Annotated in this window: 17 protein-coding genes and 1 pseudogene; 16 read left to right on the top strand and 2 right to left on the bottom strand. The window is 34.6% G+C overall.

From position 1 onward, the window contains the following. Window positions 1-417: 417 nt before the first annotated feature. From BN997_RS17245 to BN997_RS17280, 8 genes and pseudogenes are all read left to right on the top strand, one after another. Window positions 418-1,644, top strand: a complete 1,227-nt coding sequence (locus BN997_RS17245; RefSeq protein ID WP_042534051.1) for a neutral/alkaline non-lysosomal ceramidase N-terminal domain-containing protein — start codon at window positions 418-420, stop codon at window positions 1,642-1,644. A gap of 170 nt (window positions 1,645-1,814) precedes the next feature. After that, complete coding sequence (istA, locus tag BN997_RS17250; protein WP_042535626.1) at window positions 1,815-3,395, top strand: IS21 family transposase; 1,581 nt, start codon at window positions 1,815-1,817, stop codon at window positions 3,393-3,395. Next, a complete protein-coding gene (istB, locus tag BN997_RS17255; RefSeq protein WP_042528871.1) occupies window positions 3,392-4,147 on the top strand; it encodes an IS21-like element helper ATPase IstB in 756 nt (251 codons plus the stop codon). The genes istA and istB overlap by 4 nt, the downstream gene beginning before the upstream one ends. Window positions 4,148-4,333: 186 nt before the next feature. Then, window positions 4,334-5,074 (top strand): SIS domain-containing protein, encoded by a 741-nt coding sequence (locus BN997_RS17260; RefSeq protein WP_042534052.1) that lies wholly within the window; start codon window positions 4,334-4,336, stop codon window positions 5,072-5,074. 73 nt (window positions 5,075-5,147) lie between these two features. Continuing rightward, window positions 5,148-5,858 (top strand): GntR family transcriptional regulator, encoded by a 711-nt coding sequence (locus BN997_RS17265; protein WP_042534053.1) that lies wholly within the window; start codon window positions 5,148-5,150, stop codon window positions 5,856-5,858. Window positions 5,859-5,948: 90 nt separating this feature from the next. Beyond that, window positions 5,949-7,304: a hypothetical protein gene (locus BN997_RS17270; RefSeq protein ID WP_042534054.1), complete on the top strand. Its 1,356-nt coding sequence runs from the start codon at window positions 5,949-5,951 to the stop codon at window positions 7,302-7,304. Between the two features lie 358 nt (window positions 7,305-7,662). Further along, window positions 7,663-7,944: pseudogene (locus tag BN997_RS22735) on the top strand (PTS sugar transporter subunit IIA); the annotation flags it as partial. 772 nt (window positions 7,945-8,716) lie between these two features. Next, window positions 8,717-9,916, top strand: a complete 1,200-nt coding sequence (locus tag BN997_RS17280; protein WP_042534055.1) for an alpha/beta hydrolase — start codon at window positions 8,717-8,719, stop codon at window positions 9,914-9,916. A gap of 119 nt (window positions 9,917-10,035) precedes the next feature. Here BN997_RS17280 and BN997_RS17285 read toward each other — a convergent pair whose 3' ends face one another. After that, window positions 10,036-10,473 carry an Lrp/AsnC family transcriptional regulator gene (locus BN997_RS17285; RefSeq protein WP_042534056.1) on the bottom strand — a complete coding sequence of 146 codons (438 nt, stop codon included), beginning with the start codon at window positions 10,471-10,473 and terminating at the stop codon, window positions 10,036-10,038. Between the two features lie 164 nt (window positions 10,474-10,637). On the opposite strand from BN997_RS17285, the gene BN997_RS17290 reads away from it, so the two are divergent. Next, complete coding sequence (locus tag BN997_RS17290) at window positions 10,638-11,192, top strand: cysteine hydrolase family protein (protein WP_042534057.1); 555 nt, start codon at window positions 10,638-10,640, stop codon at window positions 11,190-11,192. 252 nt (window positions 11,193-11,444) lie between these two features. Here BN997_RS17290 and BN997_RS17295 read toward each other — a convergent pair whose 3' ends face one another. Then, the gene (locus BN997_RS17295) at window positions 11,445-12,113 is read right to left on the bottom strand and encodes a DNA alkylation repair protein (RefSeq protein WP_042534058.1); all 669 of its coding nucleotides are present in this window, start codon (window positions 12,111-12,113) and stop codon (window positions 11,445-11,447) included. Window positions 12,114-12,204: 91 nt separating this feature from the next. On the opposite strand from BN997_RS17295, the gene BN997_RS17300 reads away from it, so the two are divergent. From BN997_RS17300 to xerS, 7 genes are all read left to right on the top strand, one after another. After that, window positions 12,205-12,963 (top strand): sensor histidine kinase, encoded by a 759-nt coding sequence (locus tag BN997_RS17300; protein ID WP_175297062.1) that lies wholly within the window; start codon window positions 12,205-12,207, stop codon window positions 12,961-12,963. Between the two features lie 123 nt (window positions 12,964-13,086). Next, a complete protein-coding gene (locus BN997_RS17305) occupies window positions 13,087-13,770 on the top strand; it encodes an ABC transporter ATP-binding protein (protein WP_084612973.1) in 684 nt (227 codons plus the stop codon). After that, window positions 13,722-15,158, top strand: a complete 1,437-nt coding sequence (locus BN997_RS17310; RefSeq protein ID WP_042534059.1) for a hypothetical protein — start codon at window positions 13,722-13,724, stop codon at window positions 15,156-15,158. The genes BN997_RS17305 and BN997_RS17310 overlap by 49 nt, the downstream gene beginning before the upstream one ends. Window positions 15,159-15,378: 220 nt before the next feature. Next, window positions 15,379-15,873, top strand: a complete 495-nt coding sequence (locus BN997_RS17315) for a hypothetical protein (protein WP_052485074.1) — start codon at window positions 15,379-15,381, stop codon at window positions 15,871-15,873. A 152-nt stretch (window positions 15,874-16,025) separates the two neighbouring features. Continuing rightward, window positions 16,026-16,187, top strand: a complete 162-nt coding sequence (locus BN997_RS23295; RefSeq protein WP_175297063.1) for a hypothetical protein — start codon at window positions 16,026-16,028, stop codon at window positions 16,185-16,187. A 313-nt stretch (window positions 16,188-16,500) separates the two neighbouring features. Then, window positions 16,501-16,899, top strand: a complete 399-nt coding sequence (locus BN997_RS17320) for a VOC family protein (protein ID WP_042534060.1) — start codon at window positions 16,501-16,503, stop codon at window positions 16,897-16,899. Between the two features lie 391 nt (window positions 16,900-17,290). Further along, window positions 17,291-18,376, top strand: a complete 1,086-nt coding sequence (xerS, locus tag BN997_RS17325; protein ID WP_042534061.1) for a tyrosine recombinase XerS — start codon at window positions 17,291-17,293, stop codon at window positions 18,374-18,376. Window positions 18,377-18,492: the final 116 nt, after the last annotated feature.

Consider the following 18,492-nt stretch of genomic DNA (forward strand, 5'->3'; position numbering starts at 1 on the left):
AGAGACCTCATTTTATTGGCGCTTTTTTGTAAAGCTATCGATCCACGTTTTGTAGCTTTTAAAGTGAATGGCGAGTCAGCGCTGCGATATTTACTAACTACCTCCCTCATCACATAATTTCAGTATTTGTCGATATACAACATAAAATCTCTTATAATTTATCATGTTATGCTTATAAGCCTATAAATGCATTAAACAGGTGAAATACACTGTATTTGGCGGCAAAAAAAGATCGCAAGACTAGTATATATTTAATGCATATACTATTGAAAATAAGTATCAAATATCACTAAGATGTCTGCTTTATGTTCGTAATTGGAACTATATGTAAATTATTTGTAATTATTTAACTATTGAATATCATGTATTTATAACATATTATAATAGGTGATGTTCGGTTATTAAGGAGGAATATTAATGGTAATTCGATATGGTTTTTCAGAAAAGAAAATTAATTATATTAAAGTTAAGGGGTTAAGCGGTTATTGTCCTGTTAGAGAGTGTAAAGGAGAACACGATCCATTATTTGTTAAAACTCATACATTTTTTGATGAATCCAATCATCATTACTTATTTTTCATATCACTTGATGTGATAGGTATTGACAGTACATTACGTTATAAAGTTAAAAAAATAATTAAAGAAAATGTCTTAACTGATTCTCATAAATTCGACTTGTTTCTTTTTGCAACACATACCCATTCGGGCCCCAGTGGAATGATTAATACAAATAAAAAAATAAAGAGTGGTTTAACAGGGATTTTTGGAGACTATGATAGCTACATGGAAGAGCATCTTATTTTATTAATAACTGAATCAATAGTATTGAGTAAATATAAAATGAAAACTTTTAATTACAGTATCAGTAAAACGAATATTCATAAAGTTGCTACGAATAGACATCAACCTTCGAAAAAGATAGATCAAATAATGACCGTATTTGAAATTATTACTGATACAAGCAAAACAGCTATAGTTAATTATTCATGTCACCCTACTGTTTTGTCTTCTAGTAATTATTTAATTTCAGCAGATTTTCTATCTGGTTTTTATGAAAAAATGAACGAGTCTTTTGATTTAGTAAGTTTTATCAATGGAAGCAGTGCAAATATTAGTACACGGTTTACAAGAGAAAAACAAAGTTTCAGCCAATCTAGATTTTTTAGTAATTCACTATATGGCCAGTTTATAAGAGAGAAAGAGTACTTAAAAGAAAAAGAAACATTAGAACGAATTTCTTTTGTCGAAAAATCAATAAGATTAAAAACTAAAGATGTAAGTAATATTTCTAAGAGAGAGGAACAAATTTCTATAGAGGAATTAAAATGGAAGTTAAAAGAGGAAAATAGTGTAGAAGAAAGCAGATTAATTGAAGTAGAAATTGAAGGAAAGCGTGCCACTATTAAAATGAAAGACACCTTAAATGATATTTCTTCAATTAAAGTTCCTTTTTGGATAGGCCTATTAGATAGTCAATTAATTGTCTTTATACCCGGAGAAATAACTTCTAACTTAACAGAGAAATTGAGAAGCAAATATCAAGCTTTAATTTTTAGTCTTACAAATGATTATTTATTTTACTTTGCAGAAAAGGATTTATATAAAACTGATATGTACGAGGCTGTAACTGCTAAACTAAAGTAGACCATTATTGCTTGATAAGAATGAACACTTTTCTTGGGGGATAGGCATGTAACAGGCTGTTGCCCCGTAGGGGCGGCAGCCTGTTACATGCTCGCCGTTCCGCTGGGTACCAACTAACAACTATTGCAATCTTTCATTTACTGTATAATACATGTTTGTACGATACAGAAATGGGAGGAGTAAGAAAGGTGGAAACATGGAAAGTGTATATGGAAATCTATCAACTAAAACAAGAAGGATTTAAAATACGAAGAATAGCTAGAAAACTAGGTATATCAAGGACAACGGTATATAAATACCTTGAAAAGTCTCCTCAGGAAATGGCGGAGTGGGTAGCTTCCACACAGACAAGAAAGAAGAAATTAGATGCCTATGAATTACTTATTCATACTTGGCTAACGGAACATCCGGACCTTTCTAGTGCTCAAGTTCATGATTGGTTAAAAGAAAGGTTTCCAACTCTACGTGTTGGAGAAAGTACCGTTCGGAGTTATGTCAAAGCCCTCCGGGAAAAATATCATATTCCAAAGACAGAAATGAAGCGTGTCTATCAAGCTATTCCAGACCCACCAATGGGGCAGCAAGCCCAGGTAGATTTTGGCCAGACGATACAGAAAACATCCCAGGGAAAGGAGAAGAAATTATATTTTATTAGTTTCGTGCTTTCGCACTCACGTTACAAATATGTTGTGTGGCTCCCCCGTCCTTTTACAACAAAGGATATGATTCAAGCTCACGAAGATACTTTTCAGTATTTTGGAGGAATTCCACATGAGTTAGCTTATGATCAGGATTCCCTTATCGTAGTAAGTGAAAATGAAGGAGATCTCATTCTTACCAGTGAGTTTCAAGCATACAGGGAAGAGAGAAAATTAAAGCTCTTTGTATGTAGAAAAGCTGATCCAGAAAGTAAAGGGAAGATTGAAAATGTCGTAGGATTTGTGAAGAAGAATTTTGCGAAGAACCGCGTATTTCACCATATAGATAAATGGAATGAATCCTGTTTAGCATGGCTGATTCGAACCGGAAACGGAAAAGTGCATAATACAACAAAAAAAAGACCAGTCGAAGTGTTTGCCCTAGAAAAACAACACTTAAGACCAGTCAACAAAAAAATTTCAATTTCAAATATCGATAATAGTATAACAAGAAATGTTCGTAAGGACAATACTATTATCTACCAATCAAATCGTTATTCCGTACCGCTTGGTACATACAAGAAAGATAAAACAGTTTTTATTGAAATAAATGAACAGAACGAATTAATCATACGGGAAAAATCGGATGGGGCGATGATTGCCAAACACACGTTAAGCATAGAAAAAGGAAAACTTATTCAAGATTCCCAGCATACCAGGGATCGTTCTAAAGGAATAACCGCCTATATAGAAACGGTATCGACTTACTTTGATGATAAGGAAATGGCTTCTGATTTCCTTCAGGAAATTCATCTTAGATATCCTCGATACATACGGGATCAATTATCTCTTATTTTAAAGGTGTCCCAAACATTAGCAAGAGAAATAAGGAATCAAGCTTTAGAAGAGTGTGTAGCACGCAAAATATATAGTGCAACAGAGTTTAGAGATGTCGTAGAGTTTATCCAAAGACAAGCTGTTTCTAATCAAAGACCACAGCAAGTAGAAGGTATCCAAACATTGCATGGTATGGACGATACGCTACTTCAAATCAAGCCAAAAACAAGAGAATTGGATACTTATATAGAGTTATTGAAAGGAGCACCGGTATGAGTCATTCGATAGAAGAAATACAACAGCAATTTCGATCGTTGAGACTCACAGAGACGGCAAATTATTTGCCCTCTCTGATTCAACAAGCAGAGTCAGAAGATTGGACGTATCAAGTACTTTTGAAACGATTATGCGGATATGAATTAAAACGGAGAGATGAAAAGTTAATCGAAAAACGATTAAAATGGGCTGCATTCCCTTCTTATAAGACATTAGATGAGTTTCATTTAGATGAGCAACAATCGCTCAGCAAAAGACAGGTAAATCAGTTAAAGGAGTTTACTTGGCTGGATCAACTTTATAATTTAATCGTTTTAGGGCCGCCAGGCGTGGGGAAAACGCATTTAGCCACAGGGCTCGGAATAGAAGCTATACAAAAAGGATATAAAGTCTCTTTTGTTTCCATGGGGCAACTGATTCAAACATTAAAAACAGAAGAAGTTACCAGAAAATCACAAACTAGAATGAAACGAATTCGTTCCTCTCATTTAGTGATTATTGATGATTTAATGTTTATGGCAATGGATACACGTGAAGCGAATTTATTTTTTCATCTTATTAACGACCTTTATGATAAGGCTTCTATTATATTAACTTCTAATAAAGGCCCAAATGAATGGGGAGAATTACTAGGTGATCCAGGGATTACAACTGCCATTCTAGATAGAATTTTACATCGAGCTGAAGTCATACATTTTCATGATGATGATAGTTACCGAATGAAACACCGTTCTTCCATTTTTATGGAATAAAGTGTCCAAATTTAATTAGCAAAAAGTGTTCATTTCTACTTGACGCTCACAGAGGCTCAAAGTAGTTTCTTTAAAGTAGGCGAGGCGGAGAAATTAATTAATAAAATCGAAGAACATATTAAATCCTTTACTTGTTATAACATGTTGTGTTAATATGAATTCATAATAAGAAAAGGTGGAGATCAAATGACTACTAAAACAGAAGTTAAAAAGTTTTTGAATTATTTGAGCAATACATGGGAGCAAGTTGTGCAAAATGAAGAAAAATCAATTGATAAGGCTACAGAGTTAATTTTTGATAGTTGTAAAGATGGCGGTCGTTTTTATATTTTTGGATCAGGTCACTCCCATATGGTAGCAGAGGAAATTTATATTAGGGCAGGAGGACTAGCTTATGTGAAAGGTATTCTCCCACCTGAAGTAATGTTGCATCAAATGCCAAATAAAAGCACTTATATGGAACGATTAGATGGATATGCCAAGAATATGTTATCTCTTTATAAAGTTGAAGCCGGGGATTCAATTATGGTCGTTTCTAATTCAGGAAGAAATAATATACCAGTTGAAATGTGTATTGAAGCTAAAAAGCTGGGAGCAAATGTGATTGCTTTGACGTCTATGGAGCATACCCAATCAGTTTCTTCCCGGCATGAGTCAGGGAAAAATATCTATGAAATTGCTGATGTCACTATTGATAATCATGCTCCAAAAGGAGATGCAGCTTATCGAATAGAAGGAGTAGAAGCAGATTTAGGGCCTACATCTGATTTTACAGGAATTGGAATTGCGCAATCGGTTATTATTGGTGTAATTTCACGCCTAAAAGAAGCAGAGTTAGAAATACCTGTATTTAAGAGTTCAAATTTAGATGGTGCTGATGAGTACAATGATAGACTCTTTAACCAATACTACGGTTATTGGAAATAATTTACAAAGTGATTAATATTCTTTCTGATGGTATAATAACAACAGATTATAATAGTTAGAGAGGATATTTATTATGACTAATAACGCACCTAAATATGAGATTGTTAAAAATTATATACTAAGTCAAATTAAGGCGGGTATTTATCAACCACATCAAATTATTGAATCAGAATTAGAATTATCTAATAACCTTTCAGTGTCAAGAATAACAGTTAGACGAGGAATTGAAGAACTTGTTAATGAAAAAATACTATCCAAAAAAAAGGGAATAGGAACTTTTGTTAACCCCATACCAAAATTTTTTGGATTCAAAGCTGGAATTGGATTTACTTCAGAAGTGAAAAATAGAGGAATGGAACCTTCTACAAAATTACTTAAATTGGAAAAAGTAAAAGCGAATGCTGTACAAGCTGAAGATATGAAAATCGCTGCTGGAGAAGAACTTTGGTTAGTTGAACGAATTAGATATGCTGATAAAGTGGCAGTTATTTATGAGATAGAATATTTTGATGCATCAATTGTTAAAGATTTAAATGTGGAAATTTGCGAAAACTCTATTTATGAGTATTTAAATGAGCAAGGAGTATCCTATGAATTTATAGATCAACGAATTAGTGCTACCTTAGCTAATTCAAAAATTGCTGAATTTTTGGATGTTGAAGAAGGAGCACCGTTAATTGATACAAAAATTATTGCTTGTATGAAGAATGGAAAGCCTTTTAATTTAGGGTTTGCACTGTATCAAACAAAAAATTACTATTTGATGCATACTATATATAAATAAACCCGACAGAGGTTAACATTCTCTAGACACTCTTATCTTGGAGTTTTATTTAGATTAATAAAACTCCAAGATAAGATGAGGAGGAAAACAATGAAAGCTTTTATATTATGTGGTGAAATAGAGCCAAAAATGTTTCCTTTTGATAAACATTATCAAATTAATAGCCTTCCAATATTGAATAAAGAAATGATTTTTTGGCAAATAGATAGATTATTAAAAGTCGGTATATTGGAATCGGATATCTATGTATTTCTTAGTTATAAACCAGACCAAACTAGAAATTTATTACGAAAGTATCGGGAAATAAATTGTATTGATCCAACCCTAAATTTAGATGTTTTTTTACGAAACAATTTAGAACAATTTAAGGAAGGAGTTATTATTCAAAAGGGGAATTGTCTTATAAGTCTAGACGATTTGACATATCTTAAGGAATCAGAAGAAGATACCAGTGTTCTACTAATAGAAAAAAAACAAAAAAGTATTGATATGATTGGGGCTTTTGTAGAGAATAATCAAGTAAATCAATTTTTAGCCCATGCTCGAGAACACTATGTTAATTCTGAAGTTGCAGGAGTATTTAAGTTAGATAAGCATGCATTAGAAACAATTTCGTACGCTAATTACGGATTCAGTCAACGTGTGACAGGGGCTATGATTCCTAACCAGTTATTTATTGAAAATGGATTGAATGATTATTTAAAAGAGGGAAACAAGATTCAACCGGTATTTGCTCAGGATAAAGTGCATAGTTTACAATTTCCATGGGATATATTAAATGTGAATGCATACTATCTTAATTCATTTACTAAGGAAATAAACGGATATTCTATTGGGGACAATTCATCTGTTTCTAAAGAATCAACTATAAACGGTAATATTCAGATAGGTAATAATTCAATTATAGGTAAGAATGTAACCATTAATGGCAATGTCATTATTGGGGATAATGTAAATGTTGATACTGGTGCTATTATAAATGGCCCTGTTTTAATAGGAAATAACTCGTATGTTAAAGATTATGCAAAACTTGAACCAAATACTGTAATTGGTTGTGAGAATAGGATAGGACATAATGCGGAAGTTGAGGGTGTTACAATGAAAGGTATTTCTGCTATTCATTATAGTGAAATGTATGGTGTGATTGGCCAATATGTAGATATTGCTGCAGCCTGTGTATGTGGAATCGTAAGATTTAATGACACTCCTCAAATACACAAAATAAATGGAAGAACTTATTCAGATACCTATTCTAATGCGATTTTTATTGGTGACTATACTAGGACAGGTATTAATAATATATTCTTCCCAGGTGTAAAAGTAGGAAGTGAATGCGCACTATATCCTGGTTTAAATGTGGAAAAAGATATACCTCACGAAACACTCGTTATAAAAAAAGAAGAGCATATTGAAAAAGAATGGGGATATAAAAAATACGGCTGGTAGGAGAGAATTAAATATAAAGTATAGAATAAAGAAGTAATTAATAATTGAAACGTTTAATTAGCTTATTACCGGTTATTTAGATTTTCTAGCACCTTTGTTTGCTACTATTAAAAGATGACTCATTGAAAGCTAGTAGAATAATCATTTAATATTTTTGATATTACTAACTCAATTAGGGAGGAGTGAATGGTAGTGAATGAAGAATAAAGGCACTTCGTATCCTTAACTTCATTAAACTACTCTTCTCTCCTTTCTCTTTTTTTTTTTTATGAAAGCGCTTCAAATATTGAAAAATCATTATTTAGAATCGGCTCATACAAGTTTAATCCTTAACAAACATAAAAAGGAGGTTAAAAAGATGGTAGGAATTATCATTGCCAGCCATGGTGAATTTGCGACAGGTATCTTGCAGTCTGGAGCGATGATCTTTGGAGAGCAAGAGAATGTCAAGGCTGTTACGTTGATGCCGAGTGAAGGTCCGGATGACGTAAGAGCAAAAATGGAAGAGGCCATTGCTTCTTTCGACAATCAGGATGAAGTATTATTCTTAGTCGATCTTTGGGGTAGAACCCCCTTTAATCAGGCAAGCAGCTTGATGGAGGGACATGAAGATACATGGGCTATCGTTGCTGGGTTGAATGACGAAGATTTATCTTGGATAGAAGTGATTTCCTGCTTACGTAATGCGAATGTTTCCATCGCTGATTTAAAAGAAATGATGAGCTTTTTAAAAGGGGATAGAGAAGTATTAAGTGAACGAATTGATATTTTAAAAGCGCATCAAAAAAACTTCAGAAGCATCAGGAAGAATTAAAGAAAACAGAAGAAATGCTAGCCATTAAAATTAACCAATTAAAACAATTGGAGAATATAGATCTCACAAGTTTAAATAAACAAAGACTTTGTTAGTTATTTTAAGAGGAGGGATAAACCCCTCTATGATTTAGTATGAGGTACGTTCGTTTAAAAAAGGGAGTGTAAAAATATATTATTCTAGAATTTCTACACCCCAATCTAACTACATAATGCTTTCTTTATCCAGATTAAATAACATGAAGCGTTTTTGATCTTTTTTGTTTTATCTGTAAAACATGCTCTCCTGCCATATGAATGCAAAGAGGAAGAGAATCTTACCAGAAAAAAGGGGGAAATGGTAACAAATACTTATTATGTCTACAGAAGATGAGATATCAATCTTTCTTCCAGTGCACTCCAAATAATGGTTCAGTGGTAAATAAAAATAATAAGAGTAAAATGTTATAGATAAAAATAATAACGGCGAACAATTAAGTAAAGTTATAAATCTAGTGAACATTAGCGCATTTAAAGTAGTCTGACAAACAGGTTTTAGTTTCAAAAATCTCTTTTCAGGGTACCGCTATTCAGACATACTAACGAAAGAGAGAAAAGAAATGACATTTACAAAATTTAAATCTATTTTCAACAAAATTGGTATTATTGCTAGTTTACTCGTGCTAACTGGCGTGTGTGTTTTGCTTTGGCGCACATTTTTTGCTAGTGGATATGGTTCCTATTCAGGCCAAATTTCATTTTACCTGCTCACATTCCCTGTAGCATTATTCATTTTAGGTGTAGCAGCTTTCATTATTTTACTCCTTCTTATTTGGAAAAAATCTGCATTATTTTTAAAAATGATTTGGGCGGTCAACTGTATTTCTTTTTTAGGAATCGCGCTCCTATCTGGGATTCAAAACCAATATTATGCAGATCGTATTGACGCAGAAACTGCATTGATGGATAACTATACATTCTCTTTTTCTGGAACAGATACGTATTCCGATTTAGAAGAAGATGTTGTTTATAAAACTGCGGAAGATGGAGATTTATTACTGGATGTATGGGATACAAAAGTGAATGATGAAAATCGTCCTGTTATCGTAAATATTCATGGCGGAGGATGGAGCAGCGGGGATAAAAATGAGGTTTCCTCATGGAGTAAATGGTTTAATTCGAAAGGATATGTTGTATTTAATGTGGAATACAGTCAAAATGGACCCGACATGTGGCAAAAACAAATTTCAGATACACATGATGTGGTAAACTGGATTGTTGAACGTGCGGATGAATATCATTTAGATATAAACAGAATTAATTTAATAGGATCTTCTGCCGGGGGCCATTTAGCATTGTTAACAGGGTATACGGATTTAAAGGAAAACAGCCTTGCTCCCAGAGAAACGGATTCCGATTCCACCGTGGAAATAAATTCTATTATTAATCTATATGGGCCATCGGATTTATTACAGCTCTATGATGATACTAATAGTAAAGAATTTATTCAGCCACTGCTTGAACAGCTCATGGATGGCCAGCCAAAAACAGAAGAAATCAAACATCGTTATCTTCAAATGTCTCCTATCCAGTATGTAAATGAAACTTCTGCACCCACGATTTCATTTGTCGGTCTAAAAGATAAAGTAATACCTGAAGAGCAAATAGAGATACTGCATGAAAAACTCGAAGAAAATAATATAGACAACCAAGCTTATTATTTTCCGTTTTCTGATCATAGTTATGACACTAACTGGGAAAGTACAGCTAATCAAACAACCAGACAAAAAATAGAAGAATTTTTAAGTGAATACAACTAGTATTTATTGCGTCAGAGGGAAGCTCTTATCAATTTAAAGGTATATTGATTATAATGTCTTTGGAAGAGATTTGGAAATGAATGACAAAAATGAGAGGGATTATACAATCCACTCATTTTTTATTCTTCCATATCAAACGCATCAATTACTTTCTTTTCATAGGAAGACAGCACAATATTTGTTGATGGTGTTCCATATTGCATCGTTTCATCAATAAATTGTTCTAAGCTTTCCACTGAATGTGTGGCTAATTTGGCAATATAGCTCACTTCTCCGGCAACTCGATAACACTCAAGCACATCCGGATGATTATTACAAAAGTTCGATAACGCTTTACAATCAGTAGATTTAAACATGACAAGTGCAATAATGGGACGATGCAGCTTTTTTAAGGAGACATGCGCATGATAACCTTCGATAATTTGCTGCTCTTCTAATCTTCGTACTCTTTCTATGACGGACGGGGAGGTTAAGTGAACGGCTTTTGCTAACTCCTTCATGGAGATTTTCGCATTCTCCTGTAATATCCTCAAAATTTCTCTATCGATTTGGTCCATATAATACCTCAACCTTTTTTTATAAAACAGAATAACTTAAGTTCCTAATTATGAAAAGCCAAACACTCAAATTTCCTTTTTAAGATGATGTAAAAGCTTTGCCTTTTTATATAAAATAAGATGTTAGAAGAGGAGAGGCATAAAAAGAATGATGGGGTGATGTTATGGAAGGAAAGAAAGCTATAATTATGATTGATGTGCAAAAGGCATTTGATGATAAAAAATGGGGTGAACGGAATAATCCTGATGCAGAAGAACAGATGAAGGAAGTATTAGACAGATGTCGGGAACATCAATGGGAGATTATTCATATTCAGCACATTTCAGATAATCCGGAGTCTGTATTTTATTATAAAGGAAAGGGATTTCCTATTAAACAAATGGTCGCTCCTTTGGAACAAGAAAAAGTAATAACAAAAAGAGTGAACAGTGCTTTTATTGGAACGGATTTAGACGAATATTTGCAAGCATGTCATATTGATACCATTGCAATTGTTGGTTTAACCACACCGCATTGCGTATCTACCATGACAAGAATGAGCGGGAATTTAGGGTATAAAACGTATCTGCTTTCAGATGCCACTGCTGCGTTTGGAATGAAAGATCATCATGGTAAGTTCATCGATGCGGATACCATCCATCATTTGTCGATGGCAACGATTCATGATGAATTTGCTAATGTGTTAACTGCGCGGCAGTTTATTCAATCAGTGCTGTGAAGACACTATATATTGCGGGTGCGAAAAAGACAATATGAAGAAGAGCTGTTTTGAAAAGCTGTTAATCTAAAATTAATATGATATTTACTCTCAAATGCAAAACTATCGATAAGCAATATTGTATCCAATATTGCTTATCGATAGTAAAAGGTGTGCTGGTTCTTTTATAAAAGAAGCGCTCCCTTTATTATTCTAGTCCACTATTTTTAGGTGGATTAGAATTGTACCGCGAAAGCAGTAAATTAAAGGTGATTAAATATGATGTCGTTTGTTAATTTCAATCGTAATAAACTCCGGCAAATAGCTGGGAGTACATCCTTTTGCTACTATTTCATCCTTGTAAAGGCCCGTTTTCTCGCCAAGTTTCATACAGCGGGTACGATTCTTTTCATCATAAATACCTATCCAGCCTGCTGTGAAATTCATAGCCCATTGAACTTCCGGTTCTTCCTGCATAATATTAGCTTCTAATGCAGCTAGCAGCTCTGCAGTATTATCAGGCGGTGCTTGTTCGGTCCATCTCAAGCGCGCTTGATAATACCAGAAAGCTCGCCTTTGGAGAGCGCGGGGGCTATTTTCCCATGACTGCATCAATGCAATTCTCTTTTTGTCCTTGGTAAGCTGATTAGCCATTAACCAGTCCATTAAGTTATTTCGTTCATCAAACGTGTGAATTTGCATATCCTCATCAAGCTTATTAAGCACATCTTCTGAAAGAAGCTTTTTATCCATAATTAAGATGGCTAATAGTCTGGGTAAAAATGCTTCGGTCGACCAAAGCTCCAGAGCTAGTTCATGATCTTTTTTTATCTCCTTTGCGATTTTTCGTAAGTCTCCCAGCTTCGTTTTACTATTAATTTGAGCTAGAATGTCTTCTGCTTTTGAAGAACGTTTTATTTCTGCAGTTATTTTTTCATCCATTTTATACATCTCCCTGATTGTATATTTTCGTGAATTTATTTATGAATTTGATTATACATTTCTCCCCACCTTTCAACAAAAGCAAACGCATATGGAGATACAGCAATTACCGCTGCCGGGTAATTTAATAGAAAGTGACTATCAGGATTTACTGAAAAAATTGAGTGCAGCACATTCTCAGCTGGAAAATACAAAAGCGGAAAAAGAGCAGGAGATTTTAGATTATTTCACCATGTGGGTCCATCAGATAAAAATACCGATTTCTGCCCTTCATTTAATTCTTCAAGATGAGGATAGGGAAGTGACGGAAGAAATGAGGGAACAGTTATTCAAAATCGATCAATACGTCGAATTGATATTACAGTATGTACGTTTAGGAAGCACTTCGACGGATTATCATTTTCAAAAAGTGGACTTGGATGCCATGATTCGTGAAAGCTTCAAAAAATATGCTTCTGTCTTTATTCGGAAAAGACTATCTGTTCATTATGACGGGATAGATCAACGCATCGTTACCGATTCAAAATGGCTGAGCTTTGTGCTCGAGCAAATTGTATCCAATGCGTTGAAATATACAAAGGAAGGAGCCATCTCTATTTACTTGGAAGAAAATGCTGTCGTGATAGAGGATACAGGCATCGGTATTCGCCCAGAAGATATCCCTCGTGTAGCTGAAAGAAATTTCACAGGGTTTACAGGACGCGAGCATAAGAGCGCCAGTGGAATTGGGCTTTACCTTTCCAAGCAAATCCTGACGAAATTGGAGCATCAAATAAAAATTGAATCGGAGCCTAAAAAGGGAACGAAGGTTTCTATCGTGTTTGATGATAAACAAATGACAACAGAATAGCCAATCTAACAAAAATGTTAGAAACAAAGGAGAAATGTCAGATAGAACTGTAGATTGACATTTCTCTTTTTTGCTATTCTTTACCTATCAACAAGAAAGTTGTTGGAAAAAAGGAGATGTACCATGACACTTTTACAAGTTCAACATTTAAGAAAGGTCTATACAACGAGGTTTGGAGGAAATCAAGTAGAAGCACTTTCTGATGTCTCTTTCAGCGTGGACGCAGGAGATTATATAGCTATTATGGGGGAATCCGGCTCCGGTAAGACGACGTTATTAAATATTCTGGCGGCATTGGATAAGCCAACACGCGGTAATGTATTGCTGAACCGGAAAAATATTGTGCAAATACCTGAAAAAGAAATTTCTGAATTCCGGCGTAATAACCTCGGATTTGTATTTCAGGATTTCAACCTTTTAGATATGTTCTCGATACAGGATAATATCTTTGTTCCACTTGTTTTATCCGGAAAAAAGCATAAGGAAATGGAGCACAAACTAATGCCGATAGCAAAGAAACTTGGCATCGAGCATATCTTGACTAAATTCCCGTATGAAGTATCAGGCGGTCAAAAGCAAAGAGCGGCAGTTGCCAGAGCATTGATTGCTGATCCGGAATTAATATTGGCAGATGAGCCGACGGGCGCCCTGGATTCCAAATCTACAGATGAATTACTGGAGCATTTCGGACAAATTAATAAAGAGGGACAAACGATTTTGATGGTAACGCATAGTATTAAGGCAGCAAGTCACGCGAAATGCTTGCTTACGAAACCTTATATATTGCTGTATTCAGCATGGTCGTAGGATTTGTTGCAGGCACCATCCTTAATAAAGTTTGTGTATTATTGATTCGCCAAATGATTGGTGCGGATGTAGCTCTTGGGTCTGAGTTTTCTTCCGAAGCGGTGATATGGACACTAAGCTTCTTTAGCATCATTTTTCTATTGATTTTATTGGGGAACATCTCTCAAATTCGATTAGCCAACCCGATAGAGCTTTTAAAAAGCGGAAATGTCGGTGAAAAAGAGCCAAAAACCAAAATCTTCTTTTCGATTCTTGGTGTTTTATTAACTGGGTGGGGTTATTATATTGTGTTAACCCTGCAATCTCCCATTAGTGGTATGCCTTATGCTTTTCTTGCAGCAGTATTGATTATTGCCGGTACGTATCTCTTATTTACCACCGGAAGTATTGCTGTACTCAAAATTTTAAAAAATAATAAAAACTATTACTATCAGACCAACCATTTTATCCCTGTTTCCGGCATGCTTTACCGGATGAAAAAGAATGCAGTAGGTCTTGGGAACATTACCATCTTATCTGTCGGTGTGATTCTTTTACTTTCGATTGCGGTTTCCTTATATATCGTATCTGAGAGTGATGATGCAACCTATTCAGGTAATGTGATTTCAGAGGTAAGATTACCAGAGGAGACAGATGAAACAGAGGAAGAAATCAAAGCAAAATTAAGTGAGCTGATTGATCAAACAGCTTCTGAAACCAACAATACCGTTACCGGTTCATCTTCTTATACCTATCTAAATTTTGTAACACTTGCTGCGGGCGATGGCTTCGAAGTTACAAAAGATGCCTATTCCATGTTAGCGAATGAGAGTCCGATCAATTTATATATGACCGATCAGGAAAGCTATAATCAGTTAACTGGAGATAACCTGTCGCTTGATGAAAATGAAGTATATGTACATGGAACAGGGGATGAATATACAAATGGAACGCTTTCACTGATGGATTTTCAATTTCCCGCCACTGTCATGGAAGATATGAAAGAATTTTCTATAGACAATGAAACGACAAGTTTAATTAGTGACACCTATTACATGATTGTTGATGATATAGAAACCCTTCGACAAATAGAGCACCAGCAAAAAGAAATATTGGGTGACTATGCTGCAAGCACAAACGTTTCTACACAAATCAGCTTGGAACAAGGAGTAAATGACGATCAGGAAATAGCATTTGGAGAACAGCTGCGCTCAAATATGAAAAAGGAAGATATGGATATTGTCGTTGTAGACACACGATCAGAAGCAGCAAGTGACTTGATTCTGATCATGATTAATCAGGTGAACTTATTCCCAATCAGTGTGCTGATCGCTTTTCTGGTTTTCCTGATTGTTTATGTGGTCATCTACCGAATAACGGCACGCGTTTATTACAAAATTGTTCAATAAGTTATGTTATATGTATGAAAGAGGGGACAGGTTATGCATTTAAGTCTAATGGAGCTGCTGCTTATCTTTGTTGGAGGAGTTTTGATTTTAGGAATCCAGTTTTATTTATCGACTAGAAAGAATCGATTTATGGGGCTTTTATTCCCGATCGTATCCTTCGGGTATTCCATATATATGTTTTTAAAATCAGATTTCTTTTCCGATATGACATTCAGTATAGGTGAAAAAACAATTATTAATTTTAGTCGCTTTTACTACTACTTTTATTATACTTGTTGGATGCAGTTCCTCCGGATCAAATGATGATGAAAACTTTTTTAGTGAAAGTATACGAAAAGCAGGCGATAAACTTACCGGTTTTTTTGGTGAACCCTCCTTAACAAAAGATAAATCATTAGAAGGAGAAAGAGTATTTGGAGAAGATGATTATACAGGAACGTATGAAGCGGTATATCAACATTTTTCAGGCACAGAAAATTTATTTGGCGGGGCATCACTTGATGGAAGTGAAGGAAAGGTGATTCAGATTACCTATAACGGAAACATCGAAAGCGGAGAAGCAGAAGTATTTTGGAATACCGCTGATTCAGAGAAGAAATTATTGTTTGAAGGCCACGGAGAGCATACAGAAACCATCAGTTTACAAGGCGGCTGGGAATATCTCAGTTTGGAAGGGGATGAACTGGAAGCAGATATTCGGGTAAAGATTGAATAAAAGGATTGGTAAATCAAATTTAGCAGCATGGCAGCTATAGCTTCATCGGATGAGATAAGAGAACAGGTCGTTCTACAACCACTATTTGGAAGTAATTATCGCCATGCTATTACAACGTTTTGTACATACTAAAAGATAAGGAGGTGGCAGTAATGAGCAAAAAGAATAAAAATAAGAAAAACCAGCTATTTGAAGATAACAAAGGCGTTCAAGCTGTGCAAAATCAATTGAATGAAAGTTATCAAAGCGGAGTGGTTGAGGATCAATTAGAAAACAATCGGGGAATTCACCATTTTAATAATAAGAGCAGATAAAACGAAAATAACTGAGGCTGGGATATAACACCAGTCACAATCAATTTAAAAATGGTTCTGGTCATTGTTTTTAATGAAATGATTGGAACCATTTTTGGAATGAAATATTCTATTGCGATGGCTCGAATGCTGGTTTCGAGTTCATCGTAATTTTTTTACCTGAAAATATAAAGCAGGCGAAAAAATATTAATACGTTAATTCCCGACAGATAGCGTTTTTTTACATTTATGTCACGTAGAGAAAAAAATTGAGCAATCGAGAAGAAGCTTTTATAATCCATTTATAGTAAACTGATGAAAAGGAGGCGTTTTAATGACTGCAATGATTTTTGTTAACTTTCCAGTCAAGAACGTTGCTAATGCCACTGATTTTTACGAAAAACTAGGATTTACAAAGAACGATGACTTCTCTGATACCCATGCAAGCTGTATGGTATGGGACGAAAATTTTTATATTATGCTTTTAGAGCATGCTTTCTATCAACAGTTTCTCCAAGGTAAAAAGATTGCCGATACTCAAAAAGAAAATGCTGTTTTAATCTGCTTTAGCTTAGAAAGTGCTGAAGCAGTCAAAGAATTCGGCCGATTAGCGAAAGTAAACGGCGGTGATGCTTATCATGTCGACATGGGGATGCCGGAAGAACAAATGTATGGCTTAGAGGTGTCTGATATTGATGGAAATATGCTAGAACCGATGTGGATGAAGCAATAGGTATGGAATGAGTTTGAAATAAGTCTGTGAAAGATATATGCTATTGGTTTAGAAGTTAAAATTAAAAAACAGATATTAAGTGAATTATTCAATTAGATCTATACGTAACTCGATCCAATCCAACTGGCGATTATTTTTCAGTTGGATTTATTCTTTGAATTATTACTTTGAATAAATCCGGTATTTTATTCAAGAGAGAATATCAACATGAACAAATAGGGGGCAGGCAAACCCAAACAAGCTTTTATGTAGAGGGCAGGCAGAGAAAAAAGATTTATTTATTGGTGTATATAAAATATCATCCAAAAAGATTATTACGTAAAATATAAATTTGACGTAATAATTGCAATTCTGATTACAGTCCTGTAAAATTTATCTATGAGGTGATCTAATGGCAAATCATTCAAAACAGCAACTTTACAATAAACTTCAAACGCTTCTTAAGGAACTTCCTTGGTATGTCGAGGAATTTATCAATCATAAAGAAAGAAAATTATCAGCAGCTTCATTACTCAATTACGCACACGATTATAAAATTTTTTTCAATTGGCTTGTGACCGAAAATTTTTATTCTGGTGAATTGAAAGATCTGCCCCTTGAGTCGCTTGAATCACTAACTGTTCAGGAAGCTGAACGATTTTTGACCTTTCTTAAATACCAATTACATAACAAGGAACTCACAATAAATCGCAAGTTATCTGCTTTAAAATCGCTTTTCAACTACCTGCAAAACATTGCTGAAACACGTGATTTACAGCCATATTTAAAACGTAATGTGATGGCAAAGCTTGAATTCAACGACATCAAAGAAAGTATGGAAACAACTGCAAATAAAATGGAAGGAAAAATCTTAATTGGTGATGAATATGAACGATTTCGCCAATTTGTTGCCCATGATTATGGTGAGCTTTATAAAGACAACAAAAAGCTTGCAAATTTTCACCGCCTAAATCGTGAACGTGATACAGCGGTTGTCTCGCTTATTTTAGGCTCTGGATTACGACTTTCAGAGGTTGTGAACCTGGATTTAGATGATATTGATCACAGCAAATTTACTGCACGTGTTATTCGTAAAGGAAACAAAGAACAATATGTTTATTTCAGCAAGCAAGCGATGGATGATTTAGATGAATATTTACAAATCAGAGCAAAACGCTATCATGTTGAGAAAACAAACAAAGCTTTATTTATCGCTGCTGCAATGGGACCAAAAGGCACACCAAGACGACTAACTGCGCGTTCTATTGAAAAGTTAATCGAAAAATACGCGAATGCTTTCGGAAAACCATCCTTATCCGTTCACAAACTAAGACATTCTTTTGCTACGAGGTATCACAATGAAATTAATGATGTACCGAAGTTAAGGCGCCAACTCGGCCACTCATCGATACAAACGACGATGATTTATACGCATATTAACAATGATGATTTGAAAAATGCTGTAGATAAAATGGATATGCCTAAAGGTGATGAGTGATTACTAGCGTATTATCCAATTCACTATACGATAAATTTTTAAATTCTCCTAGGTTTCCACTTGATTATACGAACGTTTGTTTGTATAATTAGAGAAACCAAACAAAAGGAGATAAA

The sequence above is a fragment of the Oceanobacillus oncorhynchi genome, assembly GCF_000821065.1.
Classification (GTDB): domain Bacteria; phylum Bacillota; class Bacilli; order Bacillales; family Amphibacillaceae; genus Oceanobacillus; species Oceanobacillus oncorhynchi.